15 protein-coding genes and 2 pseudogenes are annotated in these 16110 nt (G+C 47.8%); 7 read left to right on the top strand and 10 right to left on the bottom strand.

Annotation, left to right across the window (positions count from 1 at the left end; genetic code table 11):
- The first annotated feature begins 71 nt into the window (after positions 1–71).
- A complete protein-coding gene (locus ACUN2T_RS03470) occupies positions 72–833 on the top strand; it encodes an IS5 family transposase (protein ID WP_445496146.1) in 762 nt (253 codons plus the stop codon).
- Here the strand turns inward: ACUN2T_RS03470 and ACUN2T_RS03465 are convergent.
- On the bottom strand, positions 802–1044 hold the full coding sequence (locus ACUN2T_RS03465; RefSeq protein ID WP_445496270.1) for a hypothetical protein: 243 nt from the start codon (positions 1042–1044) through the stop codon (positions 802–804). The two genes, ACUN2T_RS03470 and ACUN2T_RS03465, sit on opposite strands and share 32 nt — an antisense overlap.
- The gene (locus ACUN2T_RS03460; RefSeq protein WP_445496269.1) at positions 1034–2389 is read right to left on the bottom strand and encodes an aminotransferase class III-fold pyridoxal phosphate-dependent enzyme; all 1356 of its coding nucleotides are present in this window, start codon (positions 2387–2389) and stop codon (positions 1034–1036) included. Before ACUN2T_RS03460 ends, ACUN2T_RS03465 begins: the two co-directional genes overlap by 11 nt.
- A 26-nt stretch (positions 2390–2415) precedes the next feature.
- Here ACUN2T_RS03460 and ACUN2T_RS03455 point away from each other — a divergent pair, with 26 nt between their 5' ends.
- The gene (locus tag ACUN2T_RS03455) at positions 2416–3174 is read left to right on the top strand and encodes a nucleotidyl transferase AbiEii/AbiGii toxin family protein (RefSeq protein ID WP_445496268.1); all 759 of its coding nucleotides are present in this window, start codon (positions 2416–2418) and stop codon (positions 3172–3174) included.
- Positions 3175–3264: 90 nt separating this feature from the next.
- On the opposite strand, the gene ACUN2T_RS03450 is transcribed toward ACUN2T_RS03455, so the two are convergent.
- On the bottom strand, positions 3265–3483 hold the full coding sequence (locus ACUN2T_RS03450; protein ID WP_445496267.1) for a hypothetical protein: 219 nt from the start codon (positions 3481–3483) through the stop codon (positions 3265–3267).
- A gap of 36 nt (positions 3484–3519) precedes the next feature.
- Between ACUN2T_RS03450 and ACUN2T_RS03445 the strand changes: the two genes are divergently transcribed.
- The 3 genes from ACUN2T_RS03445 to ACUN2T_RS03435 are packed head-to-tail and all read left to right on the top strand — an operon-like array spanning position 3520 to position 9185.
- Positions 3520–5673: a tellurite resistance TerB family protein gene (locus ACUN2T_RS03445; RefSeq protein WP_445496266.1), complete on the top strand. Its 2154-nt coding sequence runs from the start codon at positions 3520–3522 to the stop codon at positions 5671–5673.
- A 3-nt stretch (positions 5674–5676) separates the two neighbouring features.
- Positions 5677–6993 (top strand): ATP-binding protein, encoded by a 1317-nt coding sequence (locus tag ACUN2T_RS03440; RefSeq protein ID WP_445496265.1) that lies wholly within the window; start codon positions 5677–5679, stop codon positions 6991–6993.
- Positions 6990–9185: a DEAD/DEAH box helicase gene (locus ACUN2T_RS03435; RefSeq protein WP_445496264.1), complete on the top strand. Its 2196-nt coding sequence runs from the start codon at positions 6990–6992 to the stop codon at positions 9183–9185. Before ACUN2T_RS03440 ends, ACUN2T_RS03435 begins: the two co-directional genes overlap by 4 nt.
- A gap of 50 nt (positions 9186–9235) precedes the next feature.
- Here the strand turns inward: ACUN2T_RS03435 and ACUN2T_RS03430 are convergent, their stop codons facing one another.
- From ACUN2T_RS03430 to ACUN2T_RS03400, 7 genes are all read right to left on the bottom strand, one after another.
- A complete protein-coding gene (locus ACUN2T_RS03430) occupies positions 9236–9739 on the bottom strand; it encodes a DUF7281 domain-containing protein (protein ID WP_445496263.1) in 504 nt (167 codons plus the stop codon).
- A 72-nt stretch (positions 9740–9811) separates the two neighbouring features.
- Complete coding sequence (locus ACUN2T_RS03425) at positions 9812–10333, bottom strand: hypothetical protein (RefSeq protein WP_445496262.1); 522 nt, start codon at positions 10331–10333, stop codon at positions 9812–9814.
- A complete protein-coding gene (locus tag ACUN2T_RS03420; protein ID WP_445496260.1) occupies positions 10333–10956 on the bottom strand; it encodes a condensin complex protein MksE in 624 nt (207 codons plus the stop codon). The genes ACUN2T_RS03425 and ACUN2T_RS03420 overlap by 1 nt, the downstream gene beginning before the upstream one ends.
- Positions 10956–11993, bottom strand: coding sequence for an ATP-binding protein (locus tag ACUN2T_RS03415; protein ID WP_445496258.1), 1038 nt, complete (start codon positions 11991–11993; stop codon positions 10956–10958). Before ACUN2T_RS03415 ends, ACUN2T_RS03420 begins: the two co-directional genes overlap by 1 nt.
- Before the next feature lie 24 nt (positions 11994–12017).
- Complete coding sequence (gene ltrA / locus ACUN2T_RS03410; protein ID WP_445496256.1) at positions 12018–13280, bottom strand: group II intron reverse transcriptase/maturase; 1263 nt, start codon at positions 13278–13280, stop codon at positions 12018–12020.
- Complete coding sequence (locus ACUN2T_RS03405; protein WP_445496255.1) at positions 13277–13612, bottom strand: hypothetical protein; 336 nt, start codon at positions 13610–13612, stop codon at positions 13277–13279. The genes ltrA and ACUN2T_RS03405 overlap by 4 nt, the downstream gene beginning before the upstream one ends.
- 7 nt (positions 13613–13619) lie before the next feature.
- A complete protein-coding gene (locus ACUN2T_RS03400) occupies positions 13620–15056 on the bottom strand; it encodes an ATP-binding protein (protein WP_445497793.1) in 1437 nt (478 codons plus the stop codon).
- A 95-nt stretch (positions 15057–15151) separates the two neighbouring features.
- Here ACUN2T_RS03400 and ACUN2T_RS03395 point away from each other — a divergent pair.
- Positions 15152–15633, top strand: a pseudogene (locus ACUN2T_RS03395) (tyrosine-type recombinase/integrase); the annotation flags it as partial.
- Positions 15633–16065: pseudogene (locus ACUN2T_RS03390) on the top strand (DDE-type integrase/transposase/recombinase); the annotation flags it as partial. The pseudogenes ACUN2T_RS03395 and ACUN2T_RS03390, both read left to right, overlap by 1 nt.
- Positions 16066–16110 lie beyond the last annotated feature (45 nt).

The raw sequence follows: 16110 nt of genomic DNA, 5'->3' as shown, positions 1-16110 counted from the left end.
CGGAGGATTATTAGACAGCATGATGATTTGATATAATTACTTTCGCCAAAAAACAACCAGACCTCACCATCATGCCGAGAACAATGTTAACAGATCTCTACTGGAATAAGCTATCCGCATTCATGCAACACACCGGTTGGATTTATGATAAACCTGAACACCGTTTGACCTTGGAAGGCATTATTTATCGGATGAGAACAAGCATCCCCTGGCGCGATTTACCCACAGAATTCGGCAAATGGAATACGGTCTTTTCGCGTTTCAACGCTTGGTCAAAGAGAGGTATTTTACAGATTATTTTCAAAGGGTTATCTGAGATTGCAGATACAGAGTGGTTGTTCATTGATGGGACTATCGTTCGGGCTCATCAACATAGTGCTGGAGCTGCTTCAGATAACGACGAGGCGATAGGCAAAAGTCGTGGTGGACGTTCAACCAAGATCCATTTAGCGGTAGACAGCGGAGGCTTGCCCGTTCATTTTGAACTTTCGGGGGGGCAGGTTCATGACAGTGTTCACGCAGAAAGCCTTATTTCCAAGTCTCCCACTTCCGAAGCAGTTATTGCTGATAAAGGATATGACAGTCAGCGTTTCAGGATGTTTATTAAACAACGGGATGCGACTCCAGTGCTCCCTTATCGTAAAAATAGTCGAAAAACAGACCAGGGTATTGATAAGTGCTTATACCGTTATCGCCATTTAGTCGAGAATGCTATTGCTCGAATTAAGCATTTTCGAGCAATAGCAACGAAATACGATAAACTTGAACGGAATTATACCAGTATGGTGGCACTCGCATTCATCATTGTCTGGTTGCCGATGTGGGTTGATTGAATAATGACTTTAAAACATCAACAGCCCCTAGTAAAATTGCTGGAATATCATGTAAATCAGCCAATAATACAGTATTCCTTTGTGTTTTCTGCCATGGTGTTAATCGAGTGAGTTCGGTAAGGATTGTTGCTGTTATATTACATGATTGTACTTTTTTTATACAATCATCTATTGGACCAAGTAACAACACATGATGTTGATTAGCTTGCATATTGAGCCTCGTCACAAAGATAGTTGATAGCATTACAAATAGCTAACTGAGCCTCGGTAGCCTGATTAATGGGGCAAATTAACTTTAATGTGTTTGGGCTATGAGTGCATAAAAGAGTGAGAATCCGGTTGTTATGTAGATATTTCCAGATATCCCAAGCGAATTCAGGTGATATAAAATGTAAGAAATGTAATGAACCAAGCGAATCGATTTGTTGTATAAGCTCAGGATATTGATGCACAAGATTGTTTAGAGAACGTGCAAATTCATACTGACGTACTCGTAAGATATCATCATCTAGGGCTTGAGATAATTGAACTATTGATTCTAATGCTACTATGTGGTCAAGGCTGTTTCCTGAAAATGTTGATGCAATAAGACGAGCACAACCCGGTCGTGTGGTAAATATGTCAAAGTAATCTTTACGCACCACTAACTGTGAAGATGGAAGTAACCCTCCAGTGAGGGTTTTAGATAGCAAAATGATGTCGGGCTGAATTACCCAATCTAGTGCTTGCATAGCGCTATAATGGCCACAGCGCCCCATACCAGTAAATATTTCATCGACAATAAGCAAAGTATCATTATCATCACATGCTTGGCAAAGCATTGCTGCCTCATGAGCCGTAACCCGTCGACCTCCAGCAATTGCTTGTATTGGCTCAATAATTACACCCGCGTAATCATTGGTAGCAACTAAATTGACTGCTTCATTGATATCATGAAAAAAATCAACTCTATTATTATCTACCAGTGTTTCATATCCTTTATACCAAGAAGCTTCGTCATTAAGCTGCAATGTTAGGGCACTGAGTCCATGGAATGATTGGGATCTGGCTAAAATTCGATGGCGCTTAGTCACAGTAACAGCTATTTTTAATGCGCCTTCGACAGCTTCAGCACCAGTAGTCAGGGTCCAATTATTCCATTCTCCTCGCAAGGCTAATTTGTCGAATAAATTTAGTGCTAACAAAGGTGCACGTTCAGAGATCCCTAACGGAGTTCCAATCGGGGGCTGAGTACTCAGTGCTGATTGTAATGCATTGCATAGTGGAGGATAGTAATGACCGAATAGTGTAGCACCATAATGACCAATAAAGTCATACCAAGTGTTTCCTTCTGTATCATAAAGCCGATCGCTTTCTGCACGCTGAAAAATTGATGATATATCAAGATCATTCAGTGTTTCTATCCACCCTCTATTTACATAATTTCCATAATCACTCAGTAATAAAGTCATAGATGCAAAAAATCCTTGATAGAAAAATTGAGCGCTGGGCGTTTCATTTGTATGTGCATCTTTTCCAATTCTTCCCAAGTGTAGTGGTATAAGGATCTCGGACACTTCAAAAGCCTGCTCATGTTATTAACATGACAAGCACGCTAAATAATAGCCAGAATCGCCGGTTCAGAGAGCAGCAGCAAGAGCGCTTAACAGAATGGACAAGCGCGCTGGTAGAACAGTTAAACCAACGTTTTCAGGTCTATGAAATTCAGGGCCTTGAAGCAGAAATGGAAACCAACAGCAGTGGCGAAAAAGTAGATATCTATTTCCCTCGGGTGAAAGAAGACAGTATGGCCTATCAACGCGATCATATTCTGCTGGAATTTGGCGGCCGAAATCGTGGCGAGCCAACCGCTCGGATGCCTGTTGTGAGCTACCTGTCCGGAATTGCCGGAATGGATGCACTTCAGTTACCCACCGCAACCGTAAACGCTTATAACACCGGTTATATTCTTTGGGAAAAACTGACGGCACTGCACCAGTTTTGTACGCAAACCAAAGCGCCAAACCCGGCCCGACTGGCACGCCACTGGTATGATGTGGATTGTCTGCTGCGTAATAATTTCGCCAGCCCGTATGAAACGCAGGAGGCTATGTGTAATGTGGTTGAGATGAAGCAACGCCGCTGGCCTGTACCGGGCGTGGATTTTGCTCAGGTCGCTGTTGGAAGTTTGCGGTTGTTGCCTGACAACGCTGAACGGTTCGCAGCCATCGCTGGGGATCATCAGACAGCCGTTGAAGGCGGGATGTTCTTTCGCGAGCCTGACGGCTTTGCTGCAATTGCTGACCGTCTTCGTCATGCGCAAGATGAAATCAATCGTTTTATGCGCGACTCACAGATATAACCTGGTCTTGCCAATAGATCGCCCAGCCATATAGCATAAGCCTTTTGAATAATATGGTTTTTATGCTTGTATTCCAGCCCATTCGCGGTATCATTTTACGATCTGTCTTCCAGTTTTATGCTTACCGCCTTTGCCGATAGTTGAACAATGCCGGGAAGCATTATCAGCGATTAAGGGCACGGAATGGGCTTCTGGATATTTGTTATTGCATTGGCTATTATCTGGCTTCTTTTTTCCAAAAAGAAAAAATCGCCCTCCCCCAGAATAAACAGCAAAAACATCACCCCAATAAATAATACGCCCCAACAAAAATCTCTCAATAAACCAATCAATAGCGCAGCAAGTATGAATTCTCAGGCATCCGATGATGATGAACTGGCAACCTTTACCTTCGTTAATGAGCTGACAGTTGAATACGGCACCATGCGAGAACCCGCTGCCCGGCGCAATACCACGCCAGCACGATGGGTCAAACCCGGAGAAAGCGTCACAATTCAAAACATCGTCATTAATCATGGCAATTTTTATTTCGGTGGGCAGTTAAAAACACATTCATCAGGGGAATATGGCTATCTTTATAACGATGGTTCCGACGCTTCTCTGGTTAACGACGCTTTATCCATCGAGTCTATTTCAAGACATTACTATGATGAGTCGCTGAGATACTGGCCCAGCTTTGCCACACTCTCTCCTCGTTGCCGTGGTGCCTATCTTGACTGGCTGGCAAGCGACCGAAGCGATGCGAGCTGTCCTATTGGCTATGTTTTTATCTATTTTTACGGCCTTGAACGCCGCGTACTGGCAGATGGCACACAAGAAGCCATTTATGACAATGAATTCAAAGCCTTATTCGAAGAGATATCGCGCCTGAGAACCGTATTTCAGGCGAACGGCTCTTTCCGATATTATGCAACACAGTTGCTGGAAATGATGATCATTCTCAGACCGAAGCTGCTTTCGATGCACAGCGAAAACGAGTATTTCTCTTCGAGGAGTTCATTACTGTTCAGACTGAATCTGGCGACTGTGGTTGATAAAAGACAACCTGTTTCCGCCGATCTGGCACTGGCATGGATACACTTTTTTCCTGATTACACACTGCGCACGCCAGCCCGTCGATGTCATTCTGAATTTTCCGCGTTATTCAAACGGCGCTATACCCAAAAATATGGTGACGGTATTGTCGTCAAACCCAATAAAACACGGTTGCATTTAAGCTATACACCCGCCAGCAGTACGCTTCGGGAGATCCAGGTCAAAAAACAGATCGACCTTCCCGATCCCAGCGTTTTAAAAGCACCGGTTCAGAAATTGATCCCCATCGCAGAATCCTGCATCAACGCGCTGGATGCCTATAGCCGCTATCTCGGTAAAAAAGATGCCTCAGGAAGCGATGTCGCCGCCATCATGCTTCTCCCTGATGAAATCCTGACCGAAGATGCAGAACAGATGTTCGCTGAATTCAAACGCTGGGCAGATGAGCGGATCCGTGAGAACTCAGGGTTGGCAACAGTTGTTGATTTCTGGGCCAGACTGGGTATGCCTGCACCGGATAAGATCAATAAGAGAGAAGCCGAGCTGATGAAAAACTTCGCCAGACGAGCAGGTTACGGCATTGCGCCAGATATGCGCTATCACCTTGCCAGACCAGAGCCAAAAGGTCATCTTGTTTTATTTCCCGAAGGACACGCTGAATTCTACATACCGTCTGCAGAATTTACGTCAGTCTCCGTGGCACTTCGACTGGGTGCCATGATTGCACAAATGGACAAGCGTGTGGACGTTGCTGAACAGGCCGCACTGGAGAGAACGATTGGTCATAACGATGCGTTGTCACCAACTGAAAAACGTTCGCTGCACGCCTACCTTACCTGGCGGCTCAATACGCCTGCAAGTCAGGCCGGTCTGAAAGGCAAAATTGAGCAACTCAGCAATAAAGAAAAATCCGCTATTGGCAACGTTATTATTAGCGTCGCCTGCGCAGATGGAAAAATCGACCCGGCTGAAATTAAGCAACTGGAAAAAATCTACGTCAGCCTCGGTCTGGACAGCAGTACCGTCACCAGCGATATCCACCGTCTGTCAACCGCAGAAACAACCTCGACGGCTACGTTACAAACCTCATCAGAGACGAGCAGCACGTTTTCTCTTGATGAACGGATCCTTGCCCGTCATGAATCCGACACAACAGACGTACGTCAGTTACTGAGCACCATCTTTGCCGAAGATGAACCCGCAGACGAACCACCAGCAGAGATCCCGTCACGTACTGGCGCGGGTCTTGATGAAGCACATCACCAGCTTTACCAACGTTTGCTGGAAAAAGAGCGTTGGGCGCGTAACGAAGTCACTGAGCTATGCCAGCAGCTTAATTTGATGCTGAGTGGCGCGATTGAAGCGATTAATGACTGGTCTTTCGAACAGGTTGACGCACCGGTACTTGATGATGACGATGATATTTACGTTGACCTGGAAATTGCACAAGAACTCAAAGGATAACTTATGTCTGGCATTCGTATTCGTCTCAAAGAAAGAGACGCCATTATTCAGTCACTGAAGTCAGGCGTCACGCCTAAAATTGGCATTCAGCATATTCAGGTTGGCCGGGTCAACGAGATAAAAGCGTTGTATCAGGATATTGAGCGGATCACTGATGGTGGTGCGGGGTTCCGACTGATTATCGGGGAATACGGTTCAGGTAAGACATTCTTTTTAAGTGTTGTGCGCTCAATTGCGTTAGAAAAAAAGTTGGTGACAATCAGTGCCGATTTATCCCCGGATCGCCGCATCCACGCGACGGGCGGGCAGGCGCGAAACCTCTATTCTGAGCTCATGAAAAATCTATCTACTCGAAATAAGCCGGATGGCAATGCTTTATTAAGCCTAGTTGAGCGTTTTATTACAGAAGCCAGAAAAGAAGCAGAAAGTACAAATACACCCGTTCCGACGATTATTCACCACAAGCTCGCCGCCCTGTCCGATATGGTTGGCGGTTATGATTTCGCTAAAGTCATTGAATGCTACTGGCAGGGCCACGAGCAGGATAACGAGACATTAAAATCGAATGCCATTCGCTGGCTGAGAGGTGAATACACAACGAAAACTGACGCACGTAACGATCTCGGAGTGCGTACGATTATCTCTGACGCCTCTTTCTACGATTCGTTAAAGCTGATGAGCCTGTTTGTCCGCCAAGCCGGATACGCGGGTCTGTTGGTGAATCTGGATGAAATGGTCAATCTGTACAAACTTAGCAATACGCAGGCTCGGGTTGCTAACTATGAACAAATACTGCGTATTCTGAATGATTGCCTGCAAGGAACGGCTGAATATATCGGCTTTTTACTTGGCGGCACGCCGGAGTTCCTGTTCGATCCGCGTAAAGGGTTGTACAGCTACGAAGCGCTCCAGTCACGACTGGCAGAAAACAGCTTTGCTCAGCGGGCTGGTGTAATTGATTACTCATCCCCTTCCCTGCATTTAGCCAGCCTGACGCCGGAAGAGCTCTATATTCTGTTGAAAAACCTTCGTCACGTTTATTCCGGCGGCGATGCGGATAACTATCTGGTTCCCGATGATGCGTTGACGGCATTCTTACGCCACTGTAGCAATACTATCGGTGATGCCTATTTCCGTACGCCACGAAACACAATAAAAGCCTTCCTGGATATGCTTGCCGTACTGGAACAAAACCCGTCCATTCAATGGTCACAGTTAATTGCCGATGTCGCGATCGAGGAAGAAAAACCCAGCGATATGGATGAAATGACGTCGACAGAAGATGCCGATGAGGACGGGCTGGCTGATTTCAGATTATGATGAATGAATATCAACGGCTGGATCCACGCATACAGAAGTGGATATACCGGCAGGGATGGGCAGATCTCAGGGAACTGCAAAAAAAAACCATTCCACCGATATTAGCGGGCGATCGGGATGTACTGATCAGCGCCGCTACTGCCGCAGGTAAAACGGAAGCGTTTTTCCTACCCGCCTGTTCTGCTATCACGGATGTTCAGAGCGGCTTCGGTATTTTATATATTAGCCCGCTTAAGGCCCTGATTAACGATCAGTATCGACGACTGGAAAGCCTCGGCGATGCGCTGGAGATGCCGGTCACGCCCTGGCACAGCGATGTTGCGCAGAGCAAAAAACTAAAAGCGAAGAAAAATCCTGCCGGTATTTTGCTTATTACCCCGGAGTCGCTGGAAGCGATGCTGATCCGCAATGCGGGCTGGTTAAAGCAGGCTTTCGCTCCCCTAGCGTATATCACCATTGATGAATTCCATGCCTTCATCGGTTCTGAGCGGGGTATGCAGCTTCTCTCCCTGTTAAATCGGATCGATCACCTGCTGGGAAGAATCAACAATCCAGTACCCCGGGTCGCACTCAGCGCAACGCTGGGAGAACTGGAACGGGTGCCGTTATCTCTGCGGCCAAATCAACGTCTGCCCTGCGACATTATTACCGACAGCCAGACTCACGCCACGCTAAAAGTGCAGATTAAAGGTTATCAGGAACCTCTGACCACCTCAGGCCAGCAACCGCCACCGTCGGCAGAGACGCAAATTTGCCATGATATCTTTCGCCTCTGTCGTGGTGATTCCCATCTGGTGTTCGCTAACAGTCGCAAGCGGACCGAAAGCATTGCCGCTACGCTTAGCGATCTTAGTGAAATGAACATCGTTCCTAACGAGTTCTTCCCCCATCACGGATCGCTGTCCAGAGATCTGCGTGAAACGCTGGAACAACGGCTTCAGAAAGGCAACTTACCTACCACCGCCATTTGTACCATGACCCTTGAACTGGGCATCGATATCGGCAAAGTCAGTTCCGTAGTGCAGGTTACGGCCCCTCATTCCGTTGCTAGCCTGCGCCAGCGTATGGGACGTTCCGGCAGGCGCGACTCCCCTGCCGTACTGAGAATGTTGATTGCCGAACACGAACTGACGCCGACGTCAGGCATTGTCGACCAACTCAGGCTCCAGCTTGTTCAGTCGCTGGCCATGATCCGCTTACTTATCGGCAGCAAGTGGTTTGAACCAGCCGATACCCGGCAGATGCACTATTCCACGCTGTTCCATCAGATTCTGGCGATTGTTGCACAATGGGGAGGCGTACGTGCGGATCAGATCTGGTCGCAGCTATGTCAACAAGGGCCATTCCAGAAAGTCAGAATTGATGACTTCAAAACGTTATTGAAGCATATGGGGGAACACCAGTTTCTGACCCAGCTATCAAGCGGTGAACTCGTTCTGTGCGTCGAGGGCGAGCGTCAGGTGAATCAATACACCTTCTACGCCGTATTCAGCACACCGGAAGAGTTTCGTATTGTGGCGGGGAGCAAAACGTTGGGCTCTATTCCCGTTGATTCTCCACTGATGCCTGACCAGCATATTATTTTCGGCGGTCGACGCTGGAAAGTGACCGATATCGATGGCGATAAAAAAGTCATCTATGTCGAGGCGACAAAGGGCGGGCAGCCACCGTTATTCGGCGGACAAGGGATGTCCATTCATGATGTCGTCCGCCAGGAAATGCTCACCATTTATCGGGAAGGCGACTACCGCATCACCGTTGGCGATCGTAAAGCCGATTTTGCCGACGCCACTGCCAGAAGCCTGTTTGATGAAGGGCTACGCTGTTTTCGCAACAATAATCTGGCTTCTGAATGTTTTATTCAGCAGGGGCAGCATGTCTACATTCTCCCCTGGCTGGGCGATCAAACCGTAAACACGCTGTCGGCATTACTTATCCAGCGCGGTTTTAAGGCAAGCTCATTTGCGGGTGTGGTTGAAGTTGAAAAAACCACGGTCACGGAAGTTAAGCAGACGTTAGCCAGCGCGCTTCAGGAAGGTTTGCCATCCGAGTCCCGTCTCGCCGAAAGCATCGCTGAAAAGTGCCTCGAAAAATATGATGAGTACTTACCGGAAGCGTTGCTGACGCAGGAGTATGGGTTACGTGCTTTTGATGTTGAGCGCGTGACGGAGTGGTTGCGGGGGCATTTGTAGGATAATGACCTGCTCATCAGATAAAAATACACGACCAGCCACAAAATATTTTAATCCGATGCTTTTAACATAACCATTTTTAAAATTTTGCCCTGCATTTTCTGCTGTCTCAGCGCCTGATGTTTTTCCAAAACCAACAGATAGTCACGAAAATGGGAATGTACCTCACCTCTTAATAATTCAGGTAAAAACTTTAACTGCGCATCAGGAAACATCGCTGAAGAGGATTTTTTTATCACCACGTCTGGTGAAGGTAATAACATAAAATGATAACCTTCATTCGTCGCAATGCTGGCGCCCTTCGGGTCAAAATCGCCAAAATAGATCGCAGTTTTCCCTGTTTTCAACCAGCAACTCTTCAATGCAACAGCCCCCTTGCTATATGCCCGATCACCACGGTAAATAATCAGGGGCGAATGGAAATCGCATTGGGAATAATCAAAAAGCGCCAGATGGTAGAAACAATCCTGATTTTCTACCGCGATAAGAACATCAAACTGCGTCAGAATAATATTACGCCAATCAGTATCGACAACCTCAATAGTCATCCCCAACTCATTGACTAAGGGCAGATTAAGACGGAGCAGTACCCGATGCTGCTGTGGTCGTATTCCTGCTGTTTTAATCTACCGACGAACCTGTTTTTGCGCCCGCGCATTCTCATTAATTTTTTCATTCAGACTGCTGACGAAACCGAAATCATTATTCAGTCGATGCCAGAGGCTGTCGATAGCCTCTTCAAACTGCCCGCTGAGATCGTGAACGAGCTCAGTCAACCTCTGCATTTGTCGTTCAGCAATACTGTAATCACCTTTATAATAAGCATCGCGCCAGGCCTGCACCTTATTGCGGATCTGCTCCAGTTTTTCTGCCACATCCGCGTTAATCTGTCGTCGGCTCTCATCAGCAACCATGCTGGCGATAAGTTCGCTCACCAACGGGCGTAGCATCAGCGGCTGTTGCTCATCAGCACGCCATACAATACGCGCAGCGATCAGCTTTTTTAATGTCTGTTCGCTAAAAGCCGTTTCATCAATAAACCCATCGACATAACCCTTCATTAAGGCGTGATGGTATTTTCCCAATAATGCCAACCGTTCAGCGCCGTTTTTAAACAGACCGGATATCGGAGAAATCTCCTGCACCATTATAGAAGCTCCTGCTGAACAGGCGGTGTGTCTTCAACCGGTAAATGCTCTTCATCACGGATAAAGCGGATCATGTCAATCAAATAATCAATTTTCCCCGTGGCAATAAATATCTGCTGCTCGGCGTTGGGTTGTCTGACATAGCCATGCTCTTTCAAACGCCGGAAAATTTGTTTGAGCTGAAGATCAATGGAATCACTCTTACAATTGAAAAAACGATCGCTGGAAAGCTGATTCAGACGCTGTTGCAGGCTCTGATTATCCTCTACACGCGTCATTATTTCCGACAACCTGATATAGTCACCTGCTGTCAGCGTACTCTCCTGCCCTTGCGTCTCCTGTATGAGTTGTAACCATTCAAGCAGAGGCAGCAGAGAAGAGATGATATCCTTAAACTGATTCATAAGCTGACTGCGGGCATCGCGATTCATCTCATAAAAGCCCGCATAATAGACGGTTTGCGTTTCATTACTGACAATTCTGTAGTTAAGAGGGCACAAATAGTTATCAATTGCTTGCCGGGTATTATCATCCTGTAAATGACGATAAGCATCCGGGTCGTTGATACGGCAAATAAATTCCCCTGTCAGCAGCCTTTTGATTAAAGGACCATGTTCCAGCATTACATTGCCTCCTGTTCCATCTGCGCCAGTCGGACCGCCAGACGGTTCACTTTCGGCTGGATCCTTTTCAGCCTGCGCTGAGTCGGCTCTAGTTGATCGGCATCAAGCAAATAACGATGCTTAAACAGCATTAACACATCAGATTCCGCATTCGGAAAAGCGCCTACAATCACAATATTATTATGGCTACAGGCAATAAATAATTTCTCCACATTGTGGTAGGCCAGCGTGCCGATTTCATCAATAGGCCAGTGAATAACGGCGTCTGATTTGCCTCTTAACAAACGCGTGAACGCCAAAAGATATTTGCATAAGATCAGATAGGCCATACCGTGGCTTGACGCTTCCAGTAGCTGGCGATCGTTTTTGATAACAATATCTTCCCCACCTTCATTAAGATGAAGTTCAAGATTTAATAACGATTCCATAGTGAAACGCTCATCGGCATTAAGCAGTTCAACCACATCCATAAGGGCATTCAAATAGCTTTCGGGAGGAAGTTGCTGACCAGACGAGCGCCAGTCACTATAGTTTTTAGCAAAGCGCTTTAATGGTTTCCAGAATCGTAATTGGTCGATGGTCGATAAAATACGAACTTCTGATTTATTGATGCCTTCCAGTTGCAAATCGTCGGTAACCGCATCGCTCAACCGCCGACTTTGTTGCGAAATCCGGCGATTGATATCACTGAAAACATCAAAGAATTTTTTCAGATCACCACCGATATTTTCACCTATCTCCAGCAATTGCTGCTGTTTATCTTTAAGAAGCTGTAGTAGTTTTTCAAGTATTGGCAACTGCTGCCGAGTCCTTGAAGGATCGGGTAATTTATCTATCTCAGAATCCAATAATTCAAGGAAAGTGGGATCCGCATCCTGATTAAAGCGTGACTTAAACTCATTCAGTTTGCTCTCCAGCGCACGGATTAAGCTGGAGTGTTGCTCCAGCATATCGCTGGTACGCAACATCCGTTCATTAATATCGGCGGCTGAATCAATATCGGGTCGCGCAAGGGAACTTCCCCCCTGCGCTCCCACGGAACCGGACGTGACAGTCTCCCGTCATCCGGCTCTTGCCGTTGACCGTTCGCGCCGCGTACAAATTTCCCAGTGTGCAAACAGACCAGGCTTAACACTCCTTATCCTGCCTAACCATTCATATGCCTGAGCCAGGCTACCGTGCACCCGCTTATATTTGCGGGTAACCCATTTAGCAAGGTGCAAATCGACATGACTGGCTATACGATCCATTGCTGACCGATAAAAGCGCCCATAGTACTTGACCCAGCCTCGTAACATGGGATTGAGCCATCGTGCCATTGCTTCCAGCGACAGCGGTGTTTTGTGACTCAAATCCCAGCCCCGTACTGTCTGCCGGATTGCCTTCGCAGCTCTGGCACTCATTGCTGGCAGGAAATTCACCGATAGCTCTCCTTCTTTCGAGACCGACTTTCTTGGCCTGAACGTGTAGCCCAAAAAGTCAAAGCTGATTTCAGGATATGTCTCCGTTCTTTCCCTGTCCTTGCAGTAGACGACTTTCGTCTTACCCGGGCTCATCTCCAGCTTACACTCAGCCAGACGCTTTCTGAGCTTGCCACGCAACATCATTGCCTGCGCATGACTCTTGCAGTGGATGACTATATCATCAGCGTACCGCTCGAACCGGACGACGGAAAATTCCCGTTTCATCCACATATCGAATGCGTAATGCAGGAACAGATTGGCCAGCAACGGACTAATGACCCCTCCCTGAGGAGTCCCCTTATCCCTTATCTGCACCGTTCCATCCGGCATGTACACCGACGCGGTTAGCCATCGCTCAATGTAGAGCAACACCCATCTGCAATCCGTATGCCTGCGCACCGCCCTCATCAGGAGTTCATGATCGATGTTATCGAAGAACCCCTTGATGTCCACGTCCAGCACCCAGTCAGTGCGCCAGCATCGTTGCCGGGCTACTCTCAGGGCATCGTGCGCAGATTTGTGCGGGCGGTAGCCATAGGAGTCAACGTGGAATTGTGGCTCCAGAATCGGCTCCAGCCTGTCTTTGACCACCATCTGCGCGATGCGATCCGCTACCGTGGGTATCCCCAGTGGTCTCGTTCCCCCCGTCGCCTTTGGTATCTCAACACGCCGAACCGCTGGCGGCATATAACTGCCCGAGGCCATTCTGTTCCAGAGTTTGTACAAGTTCCCCGCGAGGTTCTTCTCAAATTCCTCAATCGGTTGACCATCGATTCCAGCGCTACCTTTGTTGGCTTTTACCTTCTTGTACGCTTTCCAGACAGACTGTCTGGATAACGCAAACGGTTTGGACTGGCTCACAGGTTCCTCCCACTTGTGCGGTTGACCCGTAATACAACCCCAACGACTGGCCCCCTTCGCTCCACGTCCATTACAGACGCTTCATCACTACTACGGAGCCATCTGCCCCTGTGCCCCGCCTCGGTACTCAGGCGCTTGCAGGTTTTCTGCTTGACGCCGCTCCCTTCACATCGGGACGACAGGTTCCCACGTTCCATGCCAGAGCCTGTGTTGTGCTCATGCTGTCTATATGCCGGATGCCGCCCAGCCAGTAACCAGATAACCGCTGGACTTATCACACGCCGCTTAGAAAGCGCGTTTTTGACATCATCTTGTTCCTTTCGACACTGCATCTACAGTTCACTCTCGTTCATCTTCACAACACATACATGACGCATCTGACTGCGCCTTTTCCCTGACGCTCACCACCACCGCTCTTAACGGCAGCAGCTCAGGGTAGTTTGAAGGCTGCGTCTGGACACCGCCTCCGAGGGGCCGACCCTCATCTCTCGCACAGCATTGCACCCTTATTTGCCACAGGGTGCATTCGTGGCACACATAAGCCGGAACCATTTCGACCAAAGGCAGAGGTAATAATCGATCCAGCAATATTTTTAACTGCCCGACAAGCTCGCCGGCCTGTCGCATCAACGCATCATACTGTTTTCTCTCATCATAAAGCCTGTCTTTTTTATTCTGATACTCTGCTTTTAACTGACGTTCTGACTGCAACAGTTCACGATTCTGCTGGGAGAGATCGCTTTCCTTTTTCTGTTGCTCCAGGCGCAACGGCCCGTAGTCAACGTTGATAAAACGCTGCCATTCGATCAGCTCATCTCGACGTTCTTCTACCGCCTGAATCTCTTTTTTAAGCGTTTCAATACGCTCCCGAAGTATTTTGACTTCGCGGGGATCAATTCCCTTTTTCGCTAAATCATCGTCCAGAGCCTGCTGGAATATTCTTATCCGTTCTTCCATGTCGGCGCGTTTTTTATTTATCTGCCGGGACAGTTCTTCTACCTTCTCGTCAATTTGCTGCAGCTCACTTTGAAGGTCGACACTCCATTGTAGCGTTTGCGCATTGTGTTCTTCCGTCAACGCGCGGATATCTTGTACTTTCTGCTGCGTTAATTCGGTATGCGTTTTTTCTAATGCGCTTAAGCGGGCGCGTTTTTCCTGCCAACGTTTTTTCTCCAGCGCATCATGCTCTGCAATTAAACGGGTACGGGCATCACGGGCGTAGTCAACTTCCCGGTTTTGGTGTTGATATTGTCTTTCACACTCGTCCGCTTGTGATTTCAGGCGCTTGACGTCCCGATGATGCTCCTGAAAGTTGGTTTCAGCCGTTTTCTTCGCTTCTTCAGCATGCCCCTTAATTTGTTCCACCTTATCAAGGCGACGTCGGATTGAAGCCTCATCCAGCGCAAAATCCGGCATATCCAGCACGTTTAATTCAAGTTGCAGGCCGTACAGAGATTCCGACAGCTCCCTTACATCAGGCTGCAAATCTTTACGTTCCAGCAGTTTTTCATTCAGGACCTTGCCCAAATTCTGTTCCCAGCCCTCGTAACGTGAACGCAAGAAGTGCCGTAATGCCCCCTGTTCAGGATCCAACTGGCGATGCAGTTGCTGCAATTGTTCCTCAGCCTGATGCAAGCTGGCACGGGCATCGTGCAGCTGTTTCTCTGCGCTATCTTGCTGTTTGCGGGCCTCGGATAGCTTTGTCTGTGCATTCTGCCGTCGATCGGCCTGTTGTCGTAAACATTCCTGTGCCTGCTCAATGCGCAATTCGGCAATCTGGCGCGCCTCATTTTCTTCAGCGGTTAACTGAGAATGTTTAAGCTCAATACTAATAGCCGTCTGATCGCGTGAAATAACCGCTAGCTGATCATCATATCGGCGCGCGCGATATTACCACACTGCGCACCAGTCAGCTTTTAGCGCCAGTCAAAACCATTGATGAACAGGGTAAACACGATATTGCACAGCGATTACGGCAACGTGTCACCGCCCTCATGCGTTATGCCGTCCAGAATGACATTCTGGAATCCAATCCTGCTAACGATATGGCAGGCGCACTCACTATAACGAAATCCCGTCACCATCCCGTGCTGCCGCATGAAGATTTGCCTGACTTTCTGGTTCGCTTATCAGCCTATCGCGGGCGATTACTGACCAAAATCGCAGTAGAACTGGCGCTATTGACATTTATCCGCCCCAGTGAGCTGAGATTCTCCCGCTGGCAGGAAATTGACCTTGAAAACGCCGTGTGGAAAATTCCCGCCACAAGGCAACCATCAAAGGCGTTCGATTCTCAGAGCACGGCATGAAAATGAAAACGGATCACATTGTGCCCCTGAGCCATCAGGCAGTTTTGCCCGTAAGCCCATGGGTTGGGCGATGTCTTTCTCTCCAAACTCTGGATTGACCAAGAAAGCGTTGGAAATGGCGTTTGAATCAAGGAGGAAGCCACAAGGTGTCATGTTTCACAGTGATCAAGGTAGCCACTATACCAGCAAAACGTTCAGACGGTTATTGTGGCATTATGGCATCAAACAAAGCCTGAGCCACCGGGGTAATTGCTGGGATCATAGCCCAATGGAGCGTTTTTTCAGGCGCTTAAAAAGTGAATGGGTTCCTGAAGAAGGATATTCAGATTTTAGAGAAGCCTTTCACTCAATCACGAATTATATAACAGGTTATTATAGTCAGCTTCGGCCCCATTGGTACAACAATGGGTTGACACCCAACGGATCAGACCGATTATTTTGGGAAAAACGCTAAGTTAATGACCAATTTTTATTGACCACAACAAGGGCTTACGGCGATTTTTGCTAACGTGCCGGTGAAG

The organism is Photorhabdus machadonis (assembly GCF_052657765.1).
The sequence above is the reverse complement of the archived record's forward strand: the minus strand, read 5'-3'. Positions and strand labels throughout refer to the sequence as shown.